Below are 21,665 nucleotides of genomic sequence, written 5' to 3'. Positions count from 1 at the left end.
ATTTTCTTCTGTGTTAAAATTACGATCTGAACATAACTTAATAATGAAACGAATCACTAGGGGGGCCGCTTTGTCGGCTGAGATGGATATGTTCCGGACCCTTTGAACCTGATCTGGTTAAGACCAGCGTAGGGAAGTGGACTAGCAGAACGGCTAGTATAAGTTTGTCGCTATTGAATGAGCATAGATCTAGAGCGGTGTAATAGCATGTAGGAATTAAATCCTTTTGCTATAATATCACTTCAGTGAACGCTTATTTTCGATTACGCCTAACCAAACCACTCCTTACGAGGAGTGGTTTTTTTGTGTTCATAGCCATTTTTTCATAGCAAGTTGTGTTCATTCGTTAAAATCCATTAGCTACAGTGCAAACATCGCTTTGTGTTCAAAACTACACGAGAACAAATCTGAACGTTTATGAGCTGTCTGCTAAGAAATGGGAGGGAGGCAAGGAAGTTTGCCGACTCAAAGCTTAGAATTTCATGTTATTTCTTCCAATCTGCCTCATCGTTGTGATTCGGAAATCGAAAGTTTTGCAGCTATATGGCCGTTAGTTAGTTCACTGCATCTTCGTAAGCATTCCTATTCAGCCGAAGAAATAGATCGAATGATCCGCCGTTTACTAGACTTGAAGGTGCCCATGGATAAATTGACACTGAATCGTCAAGAGGAGCTTGCGTTTGCGTATAAGACGGGTGCTCTTCACGTTGGTATGAGGGAAATAGAACACACCATGAAAGGTCCTCCATCATATAAAAGACAGGTTTTGCATACGGAGGGAAATCAGCAATTTTTTTCAAGGCTCGGTGTTTCAGTCCACTCTCTTGAGGAAGCTAAAATGGCTAAAAAAAACGGAGCCGATTATGTATTTTATGGACATATTTATCCTTCCACAAGTAAATCTGGGCTCTCCCCGAGGGGGATTTCTTCGCTTAGTGAGGTATGTGAAGGTGCAGATTTACCTGTTATTGCAATTGGAGGGATCACACCTGAAAGGGTTAAAGAAGTGATTTTGGCTGGAGCAAGTGGTATTGCTGTAATCTCAGGGGTATTACAAAGTCAAGCTCCACTCGCAGCTGTACTCAGGTATAGGAATGAATTAAACCATTTCGGTGAGATCAGCAATTGAAGAAAAAAGGAGGCAATACCATTGGCATTGACTCAGCAAAACGAAGAAACCAAATGGAACTTTGAAGTGCTTATTATCGGAGGCGGTGTTATCGGCTCAGCCATTGCTTACTATTTGTCTCGTGACGGCAGAGATGTATTGCAGCTTGAAGGCTTCAATCAGGCGAGCGGGGCTTCCGGAGATGCGGCAGGTATGATCGCAGCACAACTTGAACATTTCCCTTCGGAACTACTTAGAAAGTGGGCATTTCGCAGTCAGCAGTTGATGGGGCCCTTAATTGAAGAACTGAAACTCCATAGTACAGTAGATGTAGCAATGAACCGTTCTGGTTTTGTAGTTCCATTAATGGAAGAGGGATACTTCAGTACGAAGCGAGCATCAACTACTGACTTAACCAGCAAACAGCATTGGTGGGATCGTGGCAAATTACAAAACGAAATTCCATTCATTACGAATAAAGCACAGGGCGCCTTGTTTTATCCTCAGGAACAACAACTTTTGCCTGCCCAATTAACAGCGTCTTATATCAAAGGTGCAGCAGGTAACGGAGCTGTATTTATGGATAAATGTGCAGTTTCCAAACTGTTAATCGAAAATGACCGAATTACAGGTGTTGAGACGAATAAAGGTACTTTTACAGCGGGGAAAGTCGTCGTTGCAGCAGGGCTAGGTAGTAGTTCAATACTTCGCTCTTTAGGAATTGAATTGTGCACCTATCCTGTTAAAGGAGAAATTGTCGCTCTAACGATGCCAAGAGAACCTTTACGTTATACGATTTATACTCATGATATTTATATTGTTCCTAAGCCGGGCAATGAAATATGGGTTGGTGCAACCAGTATTCCGCACGATTGGGACAAAAAGGTGAGTATTACTGGAATGAATTCACTTTTGCACAAGGCTGCCGAGTGGATTCCAGAAATAGGTGAAGCTTCATTTCTTCGAACATGGGCAGGCTTGCGCCCACAAACGATAGATGGATTACCCTATATTGGAGCTTACCCTGGACTTCGAGGATTGTATCTCGCACTAGGTCATTATCGCAACGGGATTTTACTTAGTGCAGTTACTGGAGAAACGATTAGCCGATTGCTATCAGGAGAATCTGAAGAAGAGACAGGGATTTCAACGTTTTCAGCTAGCAGACTTTTAAAGGAGAGGAGTGTTATTCATTGAAGTTAAGAGTAAACGGGCAGTTCATGCAATTAGAAGATACACAGATTAGTGTTCAAGATTTACTGGAATCATTGGAATTAGGAGTGAAAACAGTCGTCATTGAGTGCAATGATCATATTTTGACCAAAGAGATGCACACAAGCACGCTGCTCAAAGATGGAGATCACATTGAAATCGTACATTTTGTAGGAGGCGGTTAACGATGTTAACGATAGGAAAATATAGCTTTAAATCTCGCTTATTGCTTGGTACAGGTAAATTTGAAGATCTTCTTATCCAAGGAAAAGCTGTCGATATTTCAGAAACAGAGATCCTTACTTTTGCTGTAAGAAGACTTAATTTGGATCAGAAAAAAGAAGCTCACTTTTTAGACCAGCTCGATCTTTCTAAATACACTTTATTACCTAATACAGCGGGAGCAAAGACGGCAGAAGAAGCAGTAAGAATTGCTAGACTCGCCAAAGCCTCAGGCCTATGTGATATGATCAAGGTAGAAGTGATTGGGGATGAAAGAACGCTGCTTCCTGATCCGATAGAGACTGTAAAAGCATGTGAAATTTTGCTTGAGGAAGATTTTATCGTTCTCCCGTATATATCTGATGATGTTATACTTGCTAAAAGACTTCAATTAATGGGGGTTCATGCTGTTATGCCAGGGGCATCCCCAATAGGGTCGGGACAAGGGATTAATAATCCGAGAGCCCTGGAGTTAATCATTGAACAAGCTGCTGTGCCTGTTATTGTTGACGCAGGAATCCGTTCGCCTCGCGATGCAGCACATGCGATGGAACTCGGTGCTGATGCTGTGCTTCTAAATTCCGCTGTGTCTGGAGCCGGCGATCCGGTTATGATGGCGGAAGCAATGAAATATGCAGTATGGGCAGGAAGGAAAGCATACGAGTCAGGTATGATCCCAGTTAAACGTTATGCTGCGGCAAGCAGTCCGCTAGAAGGGATGATTCACAATTGAACGAGGAAGTTCAGTCTGAACAAATGATAGAAAAATGTAATGAAAAACAGCATCATGAGCGATATTCAAGACAAGAGTTGTTCGCTCCATTTGGCAGGGAAGGTCAAAACAAATTAATCAACAGCCGAGTGCTGGTTATTGGTGCGGGTGCACTGGGTACCGGTGTTGCCGAGACGCTAGCAAGAGGGGGCGTAGGTCACCTAACTATAGTTGACCGTGATTATGTAGAATGGTCCAATCTGCAAAGACAACAGCTCTACAATGAAGAAGATGTTCGGCAGCGGCTTCCAAAAGCAGTTGCAGCACAAAAACGGCTTCAAGCAATTAACTCGGAAATTAATGTAGAGATACATGTCATGGACGCAGGAATAGATGAACTAGACGTTCTTATAGAAAATACAGATCTTGTTATGGATGCAACAGATAATTTCGATACAAGACTAATTATAAATGACATGTCCCAAAAGTACGGTATTCCATGGATTTATGGAGGATGTGTGGGCAGTTATGGAATTACATACACCTTTATTCCGGGCAAAACGCCATGCCTTAATTGTTTGCTGGGAGAAGTTCCTTTAGGTGGGGATACATGTGATACCGCAGGAATATTGCCGCAGGCGGTACAGATGGTAACGGCTAACCAGACGATGGAAGCTTTTAAATGGCTCAGTGGGAATTATGATGCCATGCGTAAAAAGTTATTGTCATTTGATATGTGGCGTAATGAATATACGTCCATTGGTGTTGACCTTGCTAGAAATCCAAATTGTCTTTCCTGTGGTGCAGATCGTACCTATCCATTTTTAAACGCTGCAAATAACGATAGATCTGAAGTTTTGTGTGGAAGAGATACCGTTCAAATACGACCTGCTCGCAAGAAAGAGTGGGATCTAGAGCTTACTGCTAAGCGCCTACGCGGACTGAATCAAGGGAAGGTAGAACACAATCCGTTTCTGATTTCTTTTCAGCTGGACACACACCGAATGGTCATATTTAAAGATGGGCGAGTACTTATTCACGGCACCAAGGATAAGGCAGAGGCAAAAACATTGTACCACCGATATTTTGGTTGATTTCTAGGGGATTATTCATACAAATAAAAAAATCCATTCACAACTCTGTGAGTGGATTTTTAATATTGTTTTTAATCCTTGCTTTGAATCACTAACAGTAAACCTTCACTTATCGTTACCGTACCTTTATCACCCAATAACCGGTTGCTAATCCCAAGGGAATCACCAATGGAGAGAGTGGCTTCTTGCAGAGGATACATAAAACCTTCAAGGGTAATCCCGGTAACGGAATTTGTAAGAGGGATAAGTGACACATATGGAAAATCATTTTTATGAACGATATGTACCGAGTCCGTAATCGTTAATCGATTATGAGTATTTTGAATGGAACACTCAATTCCTTGTTTACATACCTTGGACATAATTTGAATGTTAGCAAGGGTATGATCTAGTCTAGTTCCGATTGCGCCAAAAATGACAATCTCTCGGGGCTTCATTTCCATCGCATATTCTAGTGCGAGCTCAGTATCGGATAGATTTTTGTTAATGGGATCACAAATAACAAATTGTTTGCTATTTTGCTGTATTTTACGAAGCTGGTCCTCTGTAACGGAATCAAAGTCCCCGGCAGAGAGTTCGGGTGTAATTCCGTGCTGGACTAGGAACCATGCCCCATAATCCGCACCGATGACGATATCATCTGACTGGATTTCTTTGATGTAGCTTTCTTCGAGAGACCCTCCTGTAAAAATTATTACTCTTTGTATAGTCATTAGTACACCTTCTTGATTGTGAGTTCATTTCTATCCTTGAGTATAGAGGACATTTTGTTGTTGCACAATCCGCATACTGTCTTCTACAATGGGAAAAGTGTTGTTTATTATTGACTGATAAGGTGAGGATTGAAACCGCGGTGGATATGAGTGTATTTGAAGTTTTCAGTATTATAGGAACGATCGCTTTTGCTATGTCCGGAGCATTTGTTGCCATGGAGGAAGATTACGATATTTTGGGGATTGTAGTCCTCGGTTTGGTGACGACTTTTGGCGGAGGAGTGATTCGAAACGTTCTCATTGGGGTTCCTGTTACCATGCTTTGGAGTCAAGGAACATTAATTATACTCGCTCTTATTTCGATCGCGATCGCTTTTGTGCTGCCCATTCCATGGATCGGTCACTGGAAAAAAACGGAGATGTTTTTTGATGCCATTGGTTTATCTGCTTTTGCGATTCAGGGTGCACTTTACGCCACAGAAATGAATCACCCGATTAGTGCGGTTATTGTAGCGGGGGTCTTAACAGGTATTGGGGGAGGAATCATCCGAGATTTGCTCGCTGGACGGAAGCCGCTTGTACTTAAAGATGAAATTTATGCGGTGTGGGCAATTTTGGCTGGACTATTGATTGGACTTGGTATGACGCAGAGCACAACGAGCTTACTGGTTCTTTTTACAATGGTAGTTATGTTACGTATGTTATCCGTACACTATAAGTGGAGATTGCCAAGAAGATCACTTAGACCAAGCGGAGAAGCTGTTATTGAGGCAGGGACAAATAATCATCAAACAAAGAGTTTGTAAGAAAGGAAGAGCGAGTAATTATGATACACATTCTATTTGTATGTTTAGGTAATATATGTAGATCACCTATGGCTGAAGCTGTACTGGGGCATAAAATTGCTGAAAGACAACTAAATGGCACAATAAAGGTGGATTCTGCGGGTACCGGGGATTGGCATATCGGAAAAATACCTCATGCAGGTACAACTGCTTTATTAACCTCCAAAGGAATCAGTTATGAGGGTATGACAGCAAGACAAGTGCTGGAAGAGGATTTTGGTAAATTTGATTATATTATTTGTATGGATGATTCGAATGAGGTCAATCTTCGGAAATTGCGCGGAGCGGAAAATGCCCAAATTATTAAGTTCATGAATTTGCTTCCTGATGAGAAAGTAAGAGAAGTACCCGATCCATATTACACAGGTAACTTTGAGGAAGTGTATCGGCTTATTGATCTCGGAACGGAAGTGCTGCTGGACAAAATTGTAAAAGAAAATTTGTAATAAAAGAGCCGGCCTGTGAGCCGGCTTATATACAAACCTTATTTGAAAACGGTATCATGGGTTCGAAACTGATCGATGTGCTATAAAATAGAAGCAAAGAGAGCCTATTTAACTCCGTATTTATCTACCAAAAGCACAGCGATCTGAATTATATATAACAGTGGTTGTACTGAGTTACCCTTTATTAAGGAAGTGCATTAGTGCATCCGGAAGTTCATTCTGCCAGAAGCCCCATTGATGTTTTCCATCTTTTTCAGCATAAGTGATGGAAGCATCGCGATCTTCAAGTAGTTTGCGAGTGTTACGGTTTAATTCAACAAAATCAAAAACGCCGGTATCTGATTTGAAATCCTTCTCCTGGAGTCCGACAATCATCCAAACCTCAAGCCAGGACAAGTCTGAAGCCTCAGCGTAGATTTGTTGTGATTCTTCATAGAAAGCACCTGACAAGCTAATTACTTTGCTGAATAATTCCGGGTACATAAGAGCAAGGTGGAGGGATACACTGCCACCTAGAGAATCACCTGCTAAAATACGTTCTTCCTTTGAACGGCGTACGGGATATTTCTCTTCAATATAGGGAATAATTTCTTTCGCAAAGGCTGAGGTGTAATTTTCAAACAGATCACCGAAAGGAGCATACTCCTGAGTTCTTACTTTCACGTCTACTTCAACACCGACTACAATAAATGGTTCGATACCTTCATCAAGGATAAGGCGATTCGCAGTGGTTGCGATCCGACCAAAGTTGAAAAATTCTTCTCCATCTTGACAGTAAACGACTGGGTAGCTAAGTAATTCGTTGTAACCTGGCGGTAGATAGATGCGAAGATTACGTGTTCCTTTCAAAAATTGACTAAAAATTTCTTCTTTTAGGATGGTTCTTTTTAAATAACGCGAATCCGTCATGAATGATCACCTTTTTCGTGTATTTTTTGCAATCATCTTAACAATAAGATAAGATTAACCGTAAATGCTCACGTTGTACAAGCAATGGTTTAGCATTAAGCTGTTATACTAATTTGACCCACCTGTTATACAAACAAAAAACGATTAAAGTTAAAAAAATCAACGTTTATCTTTGACGTATTGACCAAAACAGGTGTATAATAATTCTATAACAGCGGAACTTGATATTCAAATTTTTTGTTGAGGTGAAGAAAAAAATGAGCAAGGTTCCTTACGAAGTATATACAGAGGAAGTAGAAGCTCTTTCTGTATTGTCTCCAGACGGTGAAATCGTTAACAAAGAGATGATGCCAGAGCTTTCCGATGAACAATTGAAAGAAATTATGTACCGTATGGTATTTACACGTACTTGGGATGATCGCGCAGTAAACCTGGGCCGCCAAGGACGTCTGGGTTTCTATGCACCAGTATCTGGTCAAGAAGCTTCTATGATTGGTAGTGAATTCGCTCTTGAGAAAGAAGACTATGTAGTACCAGGTTACCGTGATATTCCACAACTGGTATGGCACGGACTTCCACTTTATCAAGCATTCCTATATTCCCGTGGACACCAACATGGTGGTCAAATTCCAGAAGGCGTAAACGTAATGATGCCGCAAATCATCATTGGTGCACAAATTCTGCATGCTATGGGTATTGCAATGGGCTTCAAATTGAAAAACCAAAAGAATGTTGCGATCACTTACACTGGTGATGGCGGTTCTTCTGAAGGTGACTTCTACGAAGGTCTGAACTATGCAGGACGTTTTAAACTGCCAGTGATTTTCTTTGTACAAAATAATGGTTATGCCATTACAACACCTTTCTCCAAACAAACAGCTGCTCTGTCTATCGCACATAAAGCAGTTGCTGCAGGTATCAAAGGCATTCAAGTTGATGGAATGGACGTTTTCGCAGTAATCGCCGCTGTTAGAGAAGCTGCTGAACGTGCACGCAACGGTGAAGGCGCTACTTTGATCGAAGCTTTGACATACCGTTACCGTCCACATTCCTTGTCTGACGATGCTTCTAAATATCGTACAAAAGACGAAGAAGGCGAATGGAGCGAAAAAGATCCAATTAATCGTCTTGCCAAATACCTTGAGAAAAAAGGTCTCTGGACAGAAGAAGATACAGCTCGCGTGAAAGATGAAGCGAAAGCGAAAGTGAACGAAGAAATCAAACGCGCTGAGAAAACAGAAAAAATGACAATCTCTGGTCTGATCGACAGTATGTTCGAACACACACCAAAACATATGGAAGAACAAAAAGCAGATTTCGAATAATTTCGAAATTCGGTAAAGGCTTGTAGAAGTGTTTGCCACAGAATGTGGCTGAACCCTGATCCTTTTAACTGCTTGTACATATTCAAGCTGGCAAAGGTCATTGGGTGGTCATAGGAACTGTTAAATGTTTAAGGAGGATATGAAGCAATGGCACAAATGAACATGAAAGAAGCGATTCGCGATGCAATGCGCGTTGAGCTCAAACGCGATCCGAATGTCCTAGTTTTCGGTGAAGACGTGGGTAACGTCGGCGGTGTATTCCGTGCGACAGAAGGACTTCAAAAAGAATTCGGCGAAGAACGTGTATTCGATACTCCACTTGCTGAGTCTGCTATCGGTGGTCTTGCAGTAGGTCTTGGTGTTACAGGTTTCCGTCCTGTTGCTGAAATTCAATTCGTAGGTTTTATCTTTGAAGCACTTGACCAAATGGCGGTTCAAGCTGCACGTATGCGTTTCCGTTCTGGCGGTCGTTACAACTCCCCAATCGTGTTCCGTACACCTTTTGGCGGCGGCGTAAAAGCAGCAGAACTTCATACAGATTCCCTGGAAGGTTTGCTCACGCAAACTCCGGGTATTAAAGTAGTAGTCCCTTCTAATCCTTATGATGCAAAAGGTCTTTTGATCGCATCCATTCGTGATAACGATCCTGTATTCTTCATGGAGCATTTGAACCTTTACCATGCATTCCGTGCTGAAGTGCCTGAAGAAGATTACACAGTTGAACTGGGTAAAGCAAACGTTGTTCGTGAAGGTTCTGATGTAACGATCATTACTTACGGTATGATGGTTCATACATCTGTGAAAGCAGCAGAAGAACTGGAAAAAACAAAAGGTATTAAAGTAGAAGTTATCGATCTGCGTACAATTAGCCCAATTGATATCGACACAATCTTGGCATCTGTTAAGAAAACAAACCGCGCAATCGTGGTTCAAGAAGCTCAAAAGAGTTCTGGCGTAGCTGCTGAAGTCATTGCACAAATCAATGAAAAAGCAATCCTACACTTAGAAGCTCCTGTTCTTCGCGTAGCGGGTCCAGATACGATTTATCCATTTGCGCAAATCGAAGACGCTTGGCTTCCTACACCTAATCGCATCATTGCAGCAGTGAATAAAGTACTCGAATTTTAATTAGGGATTTAATTTAGGGAGGTAATACCAGTGGCAAAATTTAATTATAAATTCCCTGAGCTTGGGGAAGGTCTTCACGAAGGCGAAATTATCAAAATGCACATCAAACCAGGTGATAAAGTTACTGACGACGATATCATCATGGAAGTACAAAATGACAAAGCAGTCGTAGAAGTGCCTTGCCCTGTTAACGGTACAGTTCAAGAAGTATTCGCAAAAGACGGCGACATCTTCAATGTAGGCGCGATTGTAGCTGTTATTGATGCAGAAGGCGAAATTCCTGAGCAAGATGAGGAAGAACACGCTTCTCAAGAAGCTAATGCAGCACAAGGTGGAGCAGAAACTACGGATTCTCCTGCTGGAAATAGCCCAAGCGAAGCAAAAGAAGGCGGAGAAAAAGAAGTTTCTACAGCTTCCAGCAAAGAAGTTTTGGCAACTCCTAGCGTTCGTAAATTTGCTCGTGAGCAAGGCGTGGACATCGCTGAAGTTACTGGATCTGGCAACAACGGTAAAGTAACCAAAGAAGATGTAGAAGCATTCAAAAACGGTGGCGGTAAAGCAGCAGCTCCTGCAGCAACTTCTACTAAAGAAGAAGCACCAGCAAGTGCACCTGCAGCAAGCGCTGGAGTTAGCACTCGTGCAGAAGAAGAACGCGTACCATTCAAAGGTATCCGTAAAGCAATTTCTAATGCGATGGTTAAATCTGCTTACACAGCACCACACGTTACAATCATGGATGAAGTCGATGTAACAGAACTTGTTGCATTCCGTACTCGCATGAAACCAATCGCTGAGAAAAAAGGTACAAAAGTAACTTACTTGCCATTCATCGTTAAAGCACTCGTTGCAGCTACTCGTGAGTTCCCTGTAATGAACGCTATGATTGATGAGCAAACAAATGAAATTGTATACAAAAAATACTACAACATCGGTATTGCTACAGATACAGACAACGGACTTATCGTTCCAGTAATTCATGATGCAGATCGTAAGAGCATCTGGATGATTGCGGACAGCATCCGTGATCTAGCTGCACGCGGCCGTGACGGTAAATTGTCTGCTAACGAAATGAAAGGAAGCACAATTTCCATTTCGAACATCGGTTCTGCAGGCGGTATGTTCTTTACTCCGATCATCAACTTCCCTGAAGTTGCAATCCTCGGAACTGGACGTATTAGTGAAAAAGCGGTAATTAAAGACGGTCAAGTAGTTGCAGCTCCAGTAATGGCTCTGTCCCTAAGCTTTGACCACCGTATTATCGATGGTGCTACAGCACAAAACTTTATGAACTACATTAAATCCCTTCTCGCTAATCCCGAGTTGCTGGTAATGGAGGTATAAGAATATGGTAGTAGGAGACGCTTCTCTCGATATTGATACTCTAGTCATTGGTGCAGGCCCTGGTGGTTATGTAGCGGCAATTCGTGCAGCACAGCTTGGACAAAAGGTACTTATCGTTGACAAATCGGAGCTCGGCGGCGTATGTCTGAACCGCGGTTGTATCCCTTCCAAAGCTTTGATCTCTGCAGCTCATGCTTACGAGAATGCAAAACACGCTGATCAATTCGGTGTTACTGCAGAAAACGTAAAAGTGGACTTCACTAAAACTCAAGAATTCAAAAACGGCGTTGTTAAGAAAATGACAGGTGGCGTAAGCTCCCTGCTCAAAGGCAACAAAGTAGAGATTTTCAACGGTGAGTGCATGTTCATCAACCAAAACGAAGCGCGTGTATTCAATGATCATGAATCTCCGCGTTACCGTTTCAAAAATGCAATCATTGCTACAGGTTCCCGTCCAATCGAACTGAAACCTTTCCCATTTGGCGGACGCATTCTGTCTTCCACAGAAGCATTGAACCTGCAAGAAGTACCAGCTAGCATGATCGTTATCGGCGGTGGCTATATTGGTGCTGAGCTTGGTCAAATGTACTCCAAATTCGGTACAAAAGTAACGATTATCGAAGGTCTTGATACGGTACTTCCTGGATTTGATAAAGACATGACTTCGCTTGTAGCGAAAAACATGAAGAAAACAGGCATTGAAATCGTAACAGGTGCAAAAGCAGAATCTGCTGAGCAAACGGATAAAGATGTAACTGTTAAATATAGCGTTAACGGCGAAAGCAAAGAAGTAACTGCAGAATATCTGCTTGTAACTGTTGGACGTCGTCCTAACACTGACGGTGAACTTGGTCTTGATCTGATTGAAGTTGAAACTGACGAGCGCGGTTTCGTTAAAGTCGACAACCAAGGACGCACAAACCACAAACATATCTTCGCAATTGGTGATATCGTTGCAGGTCTTGCACTTGCACATAAAGCTTCTTACGAAGGTAAAGTAGCAGCAGAAGCGATCGCAGGAATGCCTTCCGTAGTGGATTACAAAGTAATGCCAGCGGTAGTATTTACTGATCCTGAATGCTCTAGCGTGGGATACACTGAAAAAGAAGCGAAAGAGAAAGGATATAAAGTTAAATCCGGTAAATTCTCTTATGCAGGTAACGGTCGTGCCGTTTCCCTTGGACATCCTGAAGGCTTCGTGAAGCTTGTTGCTGAAGAAGATACAGGAGTTGTACTGGGCGGACAAATCGTTGGTCTGGAAGCTTCTAACTTAATCGCTGAAATCGGTCTTGCTATCGAAATGGGTGCAACCCTTGAAGATATCGCATTGACTATTCATGCGCATCCAACACTGGGTGAAATCGTGATGGAAGCATCCGAAGTGGTTCTGGGTCATCCAATCCACACTATGGTTCGCTAATCTCTCACAGGCTTAAGCAATTCATTTAAACAGTATAGTTTGCTTTGGAGGCAAGAGACGATAATTCGTCTTCTTTGCCTCTTTTTTTCTGCTGAAATAGAAGTGGTTCACATGGTAAACTGTTATAATACGAGGATGTATATTTTGATATAAAGAAACAACGGTACGAAGAGAAAGGGGTTTGACTTGAAGTGAAAGACTATCAGGAATTGCTTAAAGATATTATGGAAAATGGGGTTAAAAAGGAAGACCGGACTGGAACAGGGACGATCTCTGTATTTGGACGTCAAATGAGATTTGACCTTGCTAAAGGATTTCCACTGGTTACAACAAAACGTATTCATCTAAAGTCAGTCGTTCATGAACTGCTATGGTTCTTAAGTGGTGAAACGAATATTAGATATTTAAAAGAAAATGGTGTGCGTATTTGGGATGAATGGGCTGACGAGAACGGAGATTTGGGGCCTGTGTATGGTTCGCAATGGAGAGCCTGGAAAACACCAGAAGGTACATTTATCGATCAGATTTCCCGCGTTATTGATTCCATTAAAAATAACCCGGATTCAAGAAGACATATTGTCAGCGCATGGAATGTTGCTGAAATTGATCATATGAAGTTGCCACCTTGTCATTTTGTGTTCCAATTCTATGTAGCTGGTGGAAAATTGTCTTGTATGCTTACTATGCGTTCGGTGGATACCTTTTTAGGACTGCCTTTTAATATTGCGAGTTATGCCTTGTTAACCCATATGGTAGCTCAGCAGTGTGGTTTGGAACCGGGAGATTTTATCTGGTCCGGTGGAGACGTTCACATCTACCTGAATCATCTGGAGCAAGTGAATACACTGCTTTCCCGAGAGCCATATGATCTGCCTAAGTTGATAATTCACCGGAAACCAGAATCTATTTTCGATTATAAATATGAAGACTTTGAATTTGCTGATTATGAGTACCATCCAACGATCAAAGCACCTGTATCTGTTTAAGACGGTTTAAGATGCAATAACAACTGGAGGTGGATATATGGGAATCACGATGATATGGGCCATGAGCAATAATGGAGTTATCGGAAAAGATAATGGAATTCCTTGGCGTCTGCCAAAGGATATGGCTTTTTTCAAACAACAAACAACAGGTCATACCATCATAATGGGAAGAAAAACATGGGATTCATTGAACGGCAAGCCTCTTCCTAATCGTAAAAATGTAGTTCTCACCCATCAGGATCAAACCTTTCTTGGAGCTGAAGTGATTCACTCTGTAATGGAGGGTGTGGAGATGGCAAAAGAAGAATCGCTTTTTGTTATTGGAGGAGCAGCTGTGTATGAGGCTTTTATGCCGTATGCTGATCGGTTGATTGTCACAAAAATCCATGAATCTATTGAAGGTGATACCTTTATGAAAGATATCGATTTAGAGGTGTGGAAGCTTATAGAAGAGATTCCAGGCGAAAAAGATGAGAAGAATCCATACGACTATTCTTTCCAATTTTTTGAGAGACGTTCATGATATCTGTTTAATGAAGAAACAGAGTTTCGTGTAGATTTATGTAGATTTCCATTTTAATTTATATCAACCTTCATAAAAACTATCTATCATGATATGTAATTATTATGATGAATAATACAAACAATTATTCTCAAAATCCATTTAATATCAGGAATTCTGAATGCTACTATAGTTGAAATATCCTTTCATGTCAGGACTTGCAGATGTTGTTCATTGATTTGGGATAAGTCTGAGTGCGAACATACTCGAATAATGCAAAACCTGAAGTACAAATATATTTTTTTGTGATACAATAATCAAAAACTATACATGGACTGTCAACTATAGTGCTATTGTTCGGATTTCATCATGGATAGCCCGTATCGTTGGAGCAGTTGAGAATGGATGGGGGAACGTTACATGTCTACACCAACTGGATTTATGGAATATAAAAGGCAGCTGCCGGCAGACAGACTGCCAGAAGATCGTATCAAAGATTGGGAAGAATTCCATAAACATATGTCAGAGGAAGAGCTACGAACACAAGGTGCCCGCTGTATGGATTGCGGTACTCCTTACTGTCACACCGGCATCGATATGACAGGCGGAACGTCAGGTTGCCCGGTTCATAACTTGATCCCTGAGTGGAACAACTTGGTGTATCGTGGTCTTTGGAAGGAAGCGCTCGAGCGTCTTCATAAAACGAACAATTTTCCTGAGTTTACAGGTCGCGTTTGTCCAGCTCCTTGCGAAGGTTCATGTACGGTCGGCCTCATTAGTCAACCTGTAACCATCAAGACAATTGAAGAAGCAATTATTGAAAAAGGTTTCGAAGAAGGATGGGTTGTTCCAAATCCTCCGGAGAAACGTACGGATAAACGAGTTGCTGTTGTGGGATCTGGCCCGGCTGGTCTAGCAGCTGCGGCGCAACTGAACAAAGCAGGTCATAACGTAACTGTATATGAACGTGCTGATCGCATCGGCGGTCTGCTAACTTACGGTATTCCAAGTATGAAACTGGATAAAGGTGTTGTTCAGCGTCGAGTGGATTTGCTTGAAGCGGAAGGAATTACGTTTGTAACGAACACGGAGATAGGCAAAGACATCCAGACCGAAGAACTTGTAAGTCAGTATGATGCTGTTGTTCTCTGTGGTGGGGCAACGAAACCGCGTGAATTTAACATTGAGGGCAGTACTTTGAATGGCGTTCATTACGCAATGGATTTCCTGAACGGTACGATTAAAAGTTTGCTGGATTCTAATCTTGAAGATGGAAATTATATTTCGGCCGAAGGCAAAAACGTAATCGTAATCGGTGGTGGGGATACGGGTTCGGACTGTGTAGCTACTTCACTGCGTCACGGTGCAAAAAGTGTAACTCAGTTTGGTACGCATGAAAAAGCTCCATTAGAGCGTGATCCAATAACCAACCCATGGCCGCAATTCCCGAATGTATATACTCTCGATTATGCTCAGGAAGAAGCGAAAGCTATTTTTGGTAATGATCCTCGTGAGTTTTCCATCATGACAACGAAATTTGTAGGTGATGAGAACGGAAACCTGAAGGAACTTCATACCGTTCAAATTCAGCGGATCGTGGATGAGACAGGTCGTAAGATTTACAGACCGATTGAAGGTACAGAAAAAGTTTTTGAAGCGGATGTGGCACTCATCGCCATCGGATTTGACGGACCGGAACAAGTGATTCCTCAGCAACTGGGACTAGAAACAGACCGTCGCTCGAACGTGAAAGCACGTTATGGTAAATACAATACGAATGTAGAAAAAGTATTTGCTGCTGGCGATATGAGACGTGGTCAAAGTTTGGTTGTATGGGCGATTAATGAAGGACGCGAAGCGGCTCGTGAAGTTGATAAATATTTGATGGGCTCTACTGTCCTTGTGTAAGGATTCTAAAATAGTAAATTATTTATTGTAGTTACAGCACTTATTATACTCATGAAAAGTCTCTTAGATGGAAGTTCTCCTTCCCTAAGGGACTTTTTCTTTTTTTAACTATATCTATGGGGAAATGTATAAAGCAAAGCTCTGCTTTATTGTGTACAAAGCATGTGGGTAGCCAGCGTACAACTTACGAAATATGAAGTTTTCTGCTATAATGAGGTCTAGTTAGAAGCAAGGAGCTTCCGTCATTACTTGAGGGGAGCTCCTTTTCGCTCGTTAGGGCTACAGGGAGGAACGGACGCATGAAAACGCTGATTATCGCGGAAAAGCTGGATATGGGACGCACCATAGCGGCGGTCGTTGAACCGCGTGCCAAAAACAATCGTACGTATCTTGAAGGAGAACATTATATCATTACTTGGGCAATTGGGCATCTGTTAGGGCTTGCTCAGCCAGAAGCCTATGATAACAAATATAAGCGGTGGAGTATTGATGATTTGCCAATTATTCCAGACCGATTCAAGATTACACCCAACCCAAGAACAAAAGATCAACTGAAGACGATTGGAGAACTTTCTCGTAAAGCAAATCTTATTATTAATGCTTGTGATGCCGGAAGGGAAGGACAATACATTTTTGATCTTATTCAGCAGCAACTGAAGCTGAGTCAGCCCGTCAAACGGCTCTGGATTTCGGACCTCACCGCTGAGAGCATTAAAAAAGGATTTGACCAGTTATATGATGCGTCGGAGTTTAAACATTTAACAGAGGCGGCAAGAGCCCGAAGTGAAGCAGACTGGCTGATTGGTATGAACGCATCAAGGGCTTTTACTACAAGACATAATACGCTTCTTTCGGTAGGAAGGGTACAGACTCCAGTCCTTGCTCTTATCTACGACCGTGAAAAAGAAATTGAAGCGTTTGATTCAAAAATTTATTACGAAGTTTCTGCTTTATTCCGGCAAGAGGCTACCGACTACCAGGGAATATGGCAAGGCGATCGATTAACTTCAGCTGAGAAGGCTCAAGAGATTGCAGATGAAGTAAAAGGAAAAACAGGAAAAATTGCAAAATACGATGTCAAAAATTCAAAAGAGTATCCCTATAAACTGTATGATTTAACTTTGCTGCAGCGAGAAGCAAATGCGAAATTTGGATATCCGGCGAAGAAAACGCTAGATATTGCGCAGGCTTTATATGAGAAACATAAAGTGATTTCATATCCGAGAACCAATTCAAATTATGTAACGGAACAAAATATAGACGGCATGCAAAAAACATTGCAATTGTTAAAAAATACGCCATATAAAGATTTGGCAGAACAAGGTAATCCGTCTCTTGTGCATAAGGGAAATCGTAGTGTTTGTAATCCGCAAAGAGTAGAAGATCACCATGCAATTTTGCCAACACTCAAGAAGCCGGGGACGCTTAGCAAAGACGAAGGTCAAATTTATGATTTGATTGTGCGCAGATTTCTTTCACACTTTTATCCACCCGCGGAATACAAACTGCATACTGTATTTACAGAGATAGAAGGCCACACATTTAAGACGAATGTGAAAGAGTTGCTTTCGCTTGGTTGGAAAGTCGTGCAATCCTCGGAAGAAAATCAAAGTAAGAAGCGCAACACAAAAAAGGATGGGGAAGAAGAAGAGCCGGAAGAACTAATATCTGTTCCTTTTAAAGTAAACGCTGATCTGTCTGTACAATGTAAAAAAAGTGAAATGAAAGAAAAGCAGACAAAGCCGCCTAAAAGCTATACTGAAGGAACCCTGCTGAGAGCGATGGAGAGTGCAGGAAAGCAGATTGAGAATGAAGAACTTCGTGATGCCATGAAGGACGCGGGTTTAGGTACCCCCGCGACACGTGCAGCAACGATTGAACGGCTCAAACAAGTTGGATACATCACGATGCAAGGTAAGAAAATGTTAGTAACCCAAAAAGGGAGAATGGCCATCGAACTTATTCGGAGTGCTGGTGTCGATTTGCTGGCTTCTCCAGAAATGACAGGGCAATGGGAACGTAGACTGAGCCAGATTTCCAAAGGGGAAGCTGAGCAGGATAAATTTATGGAAAACGTAAAGCGATTTACCTTGTCAATTATTGAAAAGGTTCGAGTTCAGAAGCCGGCTCCGAAAGATGCTTTTGGAGATGAGGATTCATCTGGCAAACGAAAGAAAGGAACTCGCTCTGCGGCGAAAAGCACGGCAAGTTCTACAAACCGGAGGACTAGCGGCAAAAGTAGTACAAGCTCGAGTTCTACTTCTACAGCTTCCTCTACATCAACTCCGAAGACCAGCCGATCAGGAACACCGACTACTGTGCGGACTGCACTTGGCTCTTGTCCTCGTTCTGGATGCGGCGGACAGATCATAGAGGGACGCAAAGGATATGGATGCAGCCATTTCAAGCAAGGATGCGGCTTTGTAATCTGGAAGGAGTATGCAGGCAAACAAATCTCCGAAAAAATGCTGGACTCACTGCTTAGCAAAGGGAAGACTCAAGTTTTATCGTTTAAGGACAGCAGGGGGACTGTGACTAAGGCTAAAATCACACTAAATGATCCCATGACCGGAAAGTTGTCACTTGAACGGCAAGAGTAGGTAAACTAAATCGTCGTCTAAGGGTAAGCATCCATAAAAAAAGACTGACCTCGTGATCATACACAGGTCAGTCTTTTATCTTTTATTGATTTTGTTGCTGCTTAACATACTCAGATATAATGTTCGGTACTTCTACCAGGTCGTGAATCGTATATAGGGAGTAATTCTCAGGTTTGTTTAATTCAATCAGATTATACTTCCATTCGATATCCTGCTCAATATAGATGGCGTGAACTCCCGCAGCGAGCGCGGGTTCAATATCAGTTCGAAGCGAGTTACCGATCATCCAGGTGTTTTTACGGTCCATCTGACCGTTACTTACAATTTTTTCGAGAGCATCAATATTTTTATGGCGAGTGATATAAATACGATCATCAAAATATTCTCCAAGCTTCATCTGATCGATCTTGCGTTGTTGGATCATTTGCTCTCCGCCTGTATACAGATGAAGAGTATGCCCCTGATCACGGAGGTATTCTAGGGTTTCAACCATACCCGGATAGGCTTCAATTTCCTGATCGTATACACTCATACCAAGTTCCTGAAGTTTAGCTTGTTCTTCTGTATCGATCTTGCGATGTACTTTTTTGGAGAAATAGAGATAGGTATCAATTAAAGACTGAGGGAAATGCTGACTGGCAAAACCAAATACAGCAACCCCGGATACATCAATCTCTATTTGTTTATTACGAATATCTTCGACCGTGATCTGGTAATCACAGAACCATTCCTGCATGAGTTCTAGAAAAGCCCCCACAGTCAGATTGAAATATTTGTTACAGTGAATCAAAGTATCGTCGAGGTCAAAAATAATCTGTTGCTTCAAATTGGATTTCATAGAATCTCACTCCTTGTTTCTCTAGTGATGTCATATCCTGATATAAGATTCCAAATACATGTTCAATTCCGATAATCCATCGGGACGCAAACTGTACTTCTCGTTTTGATCCTGATCAAGATGCGTTTGAAGGAGGCCAGATACCCGAAGTGACATCAGATGAGGTCTGAGCATCACTTCCGTTTGTCCAAGCTCCTTTGACATTTGTTTCAGGGATTTGGGTTGATTGGATATATATCGTAAGAGCCGGAGCCTCTCGGGATCGGATATCGCTTCAGTTAGACGAAGCAAACTAATGGGGGGTTCGTCCTCCCGCTGCTCAGGTATATCCACAGGATATTGAATCAATAACATACCCTCATAAAAACAATACATATTAATAGGTCGATTATGTACTGTAGGAAAAAGTATGATTTTACGGAGACCAGGCATTTCTTCGACAATTAACCCGGAAGTGGCATAATCAATCAATCGATCCGGACTCATTTTCGTTAGCAGTAGTTCTTTCTCTGAACTGTCCTCTTCTATTAGTTTACGATGTTCAGGGGTAAGATACTGAAAATAATGCTCGTCCCATAACTTTAGCAATGGTATGTATTGATTTCGAATGCGTAACGCTTCCGCAATAGTTAAATTAGGAAGGACCGTTTGAAGCTGTTTCCACAGCTCCTCAGGAGACTTGATGCTGAGTTCTTTGAGAAATGGCTCCACTTCACTAGTCGTCTCACGGAGTGCTGTCCAAGCAAACAAAACATCATAGTCGCTAAAGGGCCAGTTGGAAGCTTCTTTGAATAACTCACGAACTTCTTCCTTTAGTGTGCTATCTACGGTATGAATCCATTCAGGTCCGATGTCGAGACTTTGAACCCATCTTCTTGTTACATAAACCATAAAGCTGTTCAGCAGCTCGTATATGGGCGTAACGTCTATTTTCACCTGATAACTCATCTGTATGAACAGACCTCCTATCACAGGTATCAGCTTACTATACAAAAAGTAAGCGTTCATTCCATTATCGCTTGTATTTAGCTCTATTGTCCACTATAATGTTGAATACTTTGTAACCCGTTTCTTTATAAAGGAGCATATAATAGAGGACAGTGACAAGTCGTCAGAAATGGCGATTTTTTCTTTTTGTTAAGCGTGGGGGGTAACGATTGTTTTGAGTAAGGCAACCGGGGCAATACAGCAGGAAGGTTCAAAAGCACATTTTAGTATTCTTATTGCAATTATTATTGTAGCTGGTCTGAGTCAAGGATTGCTACTTCCTGTCCTCTCGATCTTTATTGAGCAGATGGGCGTATCTTCAAGTATGAACGGATTAAATGCCGCTGTCATGTATGTCGGTTCTTTTGCCATGACGCTTGTGGCAGAACGGATACTAGGGGCAGTAGGTTTTAAAAAGCTTATCGTTTCAGGCCTCATTGTGGTCATGATCCCGTTGATGTTATTTCCGTTGATTCCGGATCTCAGATTGTGGTTTGTGTTACGACTTTTGGTCGGAATTGGAGACAGCGCACTTCATTATGCAACTCAGCTATGGGTGCTGCTTGTTACACCTGCAGGATCTAGAGGAAGAAACATTTCTATTTACGGTATGTCTTACGGTATTGGGTTCAGTATCGGTCCTTTAGGGATTAAACTGCTAGGATATGGACAAGTTGTTCCTTTTGCTATTCTGTTTTTCATTATGCTCATCGTTTTGCTGTTTGCTCTGAAGTTGCCAGATACGCGGCCTGAAAAATTGGAGCATGAAGCAAGCAATACGGGAAGATATAGAAAAAGCTTTATGTTTGCCTGGTATGCACTTATCCCTGCGTTCTTATACGGATATATGGAATCTGGCATGAACAGTAACTTCCCAATATATGGACTTCGTATCGGATTTTCTGAGAGTGATATTTCCACCCTGCTTCCATTTGTAGGAATTGGGGGCTTACTTCTGCAATTACCTCTGGGCGCTTTAAGTGATCGGTATGGTAGAAAACAGATCCTTATGATTTCTGGAATTTTAGGTGGTCTTTTGTTCATGCTGATCCCTTCAGTGGGAACTGAGTTTTGGCCCACTTTACTGTTACTGACCGTAGCAGGTGGGCTCGTAGGTTCTTTCTTCTCTCTGGGCTTGGCATATGCAGCTGATATTTTGCCAAAAAGTTTACTGCCAGCAGCGAACGTAGTTGGCTCCTTTCAATTTAATATAGGGAGTATCTTAGGACCTAATCTGGGAGGAATAATGCTTGGGCTTGGAGTACCAGGGGCCATGTTCTGGCTGCTTGGGTCTTGCTATCTTTTGTTCGGAATCGCGGGAGTCTTGTTTAAGCGAGACAAAACAATGACATGAGAACTTCCGTTCGCA

Annotated in this window: 20 protein-coding genes and 1 riboswitch; of the genes, 16 read left to right on the top strand and 4 right to left on the bottom strand. The window is 42.0% G+C overall.

The genetic code is table 11. The annotated features are described in order from the left end of the window. Positions 1-48 precede the first annotated feature (48 nt). Positions 49-152: riboswitch (TPP riboswitch) on the top strand. A gap of 305 nt (positions 153-457) precedes the next feature. From KFT32_RS14030 to KFT32_RS14010, 5 genes are read left to right on the top strand one after another with little or no spacing between them, the layout of a single operon-like run. Then, on the top strand, positions 458-1,129 hold the full coding sequence (locus KFT32_RS14030; RefSeq protein WP_211747847.1) for a thiamine phosphate synthase: 672 nt from the start codon (positions 458-460) through the stop codon (positions 1,127-1,129). Positions 1,130-1,150: 21 nt separating this feature from the next. Beyond that, positions 1,151-2,305, top strand: coding sequence for a glycine oxidase ThiO (gene thiO / locus KFT32_RS14025; protein ID WP_211747846.1), 1,155 nt, complete (start codon positions 1,151-1,153; stop codon positions 2,303-2,305). Continuing rightward, entirely contained in the window at positions 2,302-2,505 is a 204-nt protein-coding gene (gene thiS / locus KFT32_RS14020; RefSeq protein WP_211747845.1) for a sulfur carrier protein ThiS, read from the top strand. Before thiO ends, thiS begins: the two co-directional genes overlap by 4 nt. Before the next feature lie 2 nt (positions 2,506-2,507). Next, positions 2,508-3,275: a thiazole synthase gene (locus tag KFT32_RS14015; protein ID WP_211747844.1), complete on the top strand. Its 768-nt coding sequence runs from the start codon at positions 2,508-2,510 to the stop codon at positions 3,273-3,275. A 23-nt stretch (positions 3,276-3,298) separates the two neighbouring features. Next, positions 3,299-4,348, top strand: a complete 1,050-nt coding sequence (locus KFT32_RS14010) for a ThiF family adenylyltransferase (RefSeq protein WP_211747954.1) — start codon at positions 3,299-3,301, stop codon at positions 4,346-4,348. Positions 4,349-4,419: 71 nt separating this feature from the next. Here the strand turns inward: KFT32_RS14010 and KFT32_RS14005 are convergent, their stop codons facing one another. Continuing rightward, positions 4,420-5,061: a thiamine diphosphokinase gene (locus KFT32_RS14005; protein ID WP_211747843.1), complete on the bottom strand. Its 642-nt coding sequence runs from the start codon at positions 5,059-5,061 to the stop codon at positions 4,420-4,422. Positions 5,062-5,207: 146 nt separating this feature from the next. Here KFT32_RS14005 and KFT32_RS14000 point away from each other — a divergent pair, with 146 nt between their 5' ends. Both KFT32_RS14000 and KFT32_RS13995 read left to right on the top strand, forming a co-directional pair. Beyond that, positions 5,208-5,867 carry a trimeric intracellular cation channel family protein gene (locus tag KFT32_RS14000; protein WP_211747953.1) on the top strand — a complete coding sequence of 220 codons (660 nt, stop codon included), beginning with the start codon at positions 5,208-5,210 and terminating at the stop codon, positions 5,865-5,867. A gap of 20 nt (positions 5,868-5,887) precedes the next feature. Further along, positions 5,888-6,352: a low molecular weight protein-tyrosine-phosphatase gene (locus KFT32_RS13995; protein ID WP_211747842.1), complete on the top strand. Its 465-nt coding sequence runs from the start codon at positions 5,888-5,890 to the stop codon at positions 6,350-6,352. Positions 6,353-6,526: 174 nt separating this feature from the next. Here the strand turns inward: KFT32_RS13995 and KFT32_RS13990 are convergent, their stop codons facing one another. Next, positions 6,527-7,261, bottom strand: a complete 735-nt coding sequence (locus tag KFT32_RS13990) for an alpha/beta hydrolase (protein WP_211747841.1) — start codon at positions 7,259-7,261, stop codon at positions 6,527-6,529. A 257-nt stretch (positions 7,262-7,518) separates the two neighbouring features. Between KFT32_RS13990 and pdhA the strand changes: the two genes are divergently transcribed. The 8 genes from pdhA (at position 7,519) to KFT32_RS13950 (ending at position 18,471) form a co-directional block, all read left to right on the top strand. After that, the gene (pdhA, locus tag KFT32_RS13985) at positions 7,519-8,586 is read left to right on the top strand and encodes a pyruvate dehydrogenase (acetyl-transferring) E1 component subunit alpha (RefSeq protein ID WP_211747840.1); all 1,068 of its coding nucleotides are present in this window, start codon (positions 7,519-7,521) and stop codon (positions 8,584-8,586) included. A 147-nt stretch (positions 8,587-8,733) separates the two neighbouring features. Next, on the top strand, positions 8,734-9,714 hold the full coding sequence (locus tag KFT32_RS13980) for an alpha-ketoacid dehydrogenase subunit beta (RefSeq protein ID WP_211747839.1): 981 nt from the start codon (positions 8,734-8,736) through the stop codon (positions 9,712-9,714). 30 nt (positions 9,715-9,744) lie between these two features. Further along, positions 9,745-11,055 (top strand): dihydrolipoamide acetyltransferase family protein, encoded by a 1,311-nt coding sequence (locus KFT32_RS13975; RefSeq protein WP_211747838.1) that lies wholly within the window; start codon positions 9,745-9,747, stop codon positions 11,053-11,055. A 4-nt stretch (positions 11,056-11,059) separates the two neighbouring features. Then, on the top strand, positions 11,060-12,475 hold the full coding sequence (gene lpdA / locus KFT32_RS13970) for a dihydrolipoyl dehydrogenase (protein WP_211747837.1): 1,416 nt from the start codon (positions 11,060-11,062) through the stop codon (positions 12,473-12,475). Positions 12,476-12,666: 191 nt separating this feature from the next. After that, positions 12,667-13,461, top strand: a complete 795-nt coding sequence (locus KFT32_RS13965) for a thymidylate synthase (RefSeq protein ID WP_211747836.1) — start codon at positions 12,667-12,669, stop codon at positions 13,459-13,461. A 37-nt stretch (positions 13,462-13,498) separates the two neighbouring features. Then, positions 13,499-13,984 (top strand): dihydrofolate reductase, encoded by a 486-nt coding sequence (locus KFT32_RS13960; RefSeq protein ID WP_211747835.1) that lies wholly within the window; start codon positions 13,499-13,501, stop codon positions 13,982-13,984. Positions 13,985-14,383: 399 nt separating this feature from the next. After that, positions 14,384-15,871 (top strand): glutamate synthase subunit beta, encoded by a 1,488-nt coding sequence (locus tag KFT32_RS13955; RefSeq protein WP_211747834.1) that lies wholly within the window; start codon positions 14,384-14,386, stop codon positions 15,869-15,871. A 299-nt stretch (positions 15,872-16,170) separates the two neighbouring features. Then, positions 16,171-18,471 (top strand): type IA DNA topoisomerase, encoded by a 2,301-nt coding sequence (locus KFT32_RS13950; RefSeq protein WP_211747833.1) that lies wholly within the window; start codon positions 16,171-16,173, stop codon positions 18,469-18,471. An 82-nt stretch (positions 18,472-18,553) separates the two neighbouring features. On the opposite strand, the gene KFT32_RS13945 is transcribed toward KFT32_RS13950, so the two are convergent. Then, entirely contained in the window at positions 18,554-19,309 is a 756-nt protein-coding gene (locus tag KFT32_RS13945) for an HAD family hydrolase (RefSeq protein ID WP_211747832.1), read from the bottom strand. A gap of 30 nt (positions 19,310-19,339) precedes the next feature. Continuing rightward, positions 19,340-20,257: a helix-turn-helix domain-containing protein gene (locus tag KFT32_RS13940; RefSeq protein ID WP_211747831.1), complete on the bottom strand. Its 918-nt coding sequence runs from the start codon at positions 20,255-20,257 to the stop codon at positions 19,340-19,342. Positions 20,258-20,471: 214 nt separating this feature from the next. Here KFT32_RS13940 and KFT32_RS13935 point away from each other — a divergent pair, with 214 nt between their 5' ends. Next, a complete protein-coding gene (locus tag KFT32_RS13935; protein WP_249435888.1) occupies positions 20,472-21,650 on the top strand; it encodes an MFS transporter in 1,179 nt (392 codons plus the stop codon). Positions 21,651-21,665 lie beyond the last annotated feature (15 nt).

The sequence above is a fragment of the Paenibacillus sp. Marseille-Q4541 genome (assembly GCF_018310695.1).
GTDB lineage: Bacteria > Bacillota > Bacilli > Paenibacillales > Paenibacillaceae > Paenibacillus.
The sequence above is the reverse complement of the archived record's forward strand: the minus strand, read 5'-3'. Positions and strand labels throughout refer to the sequence as shown.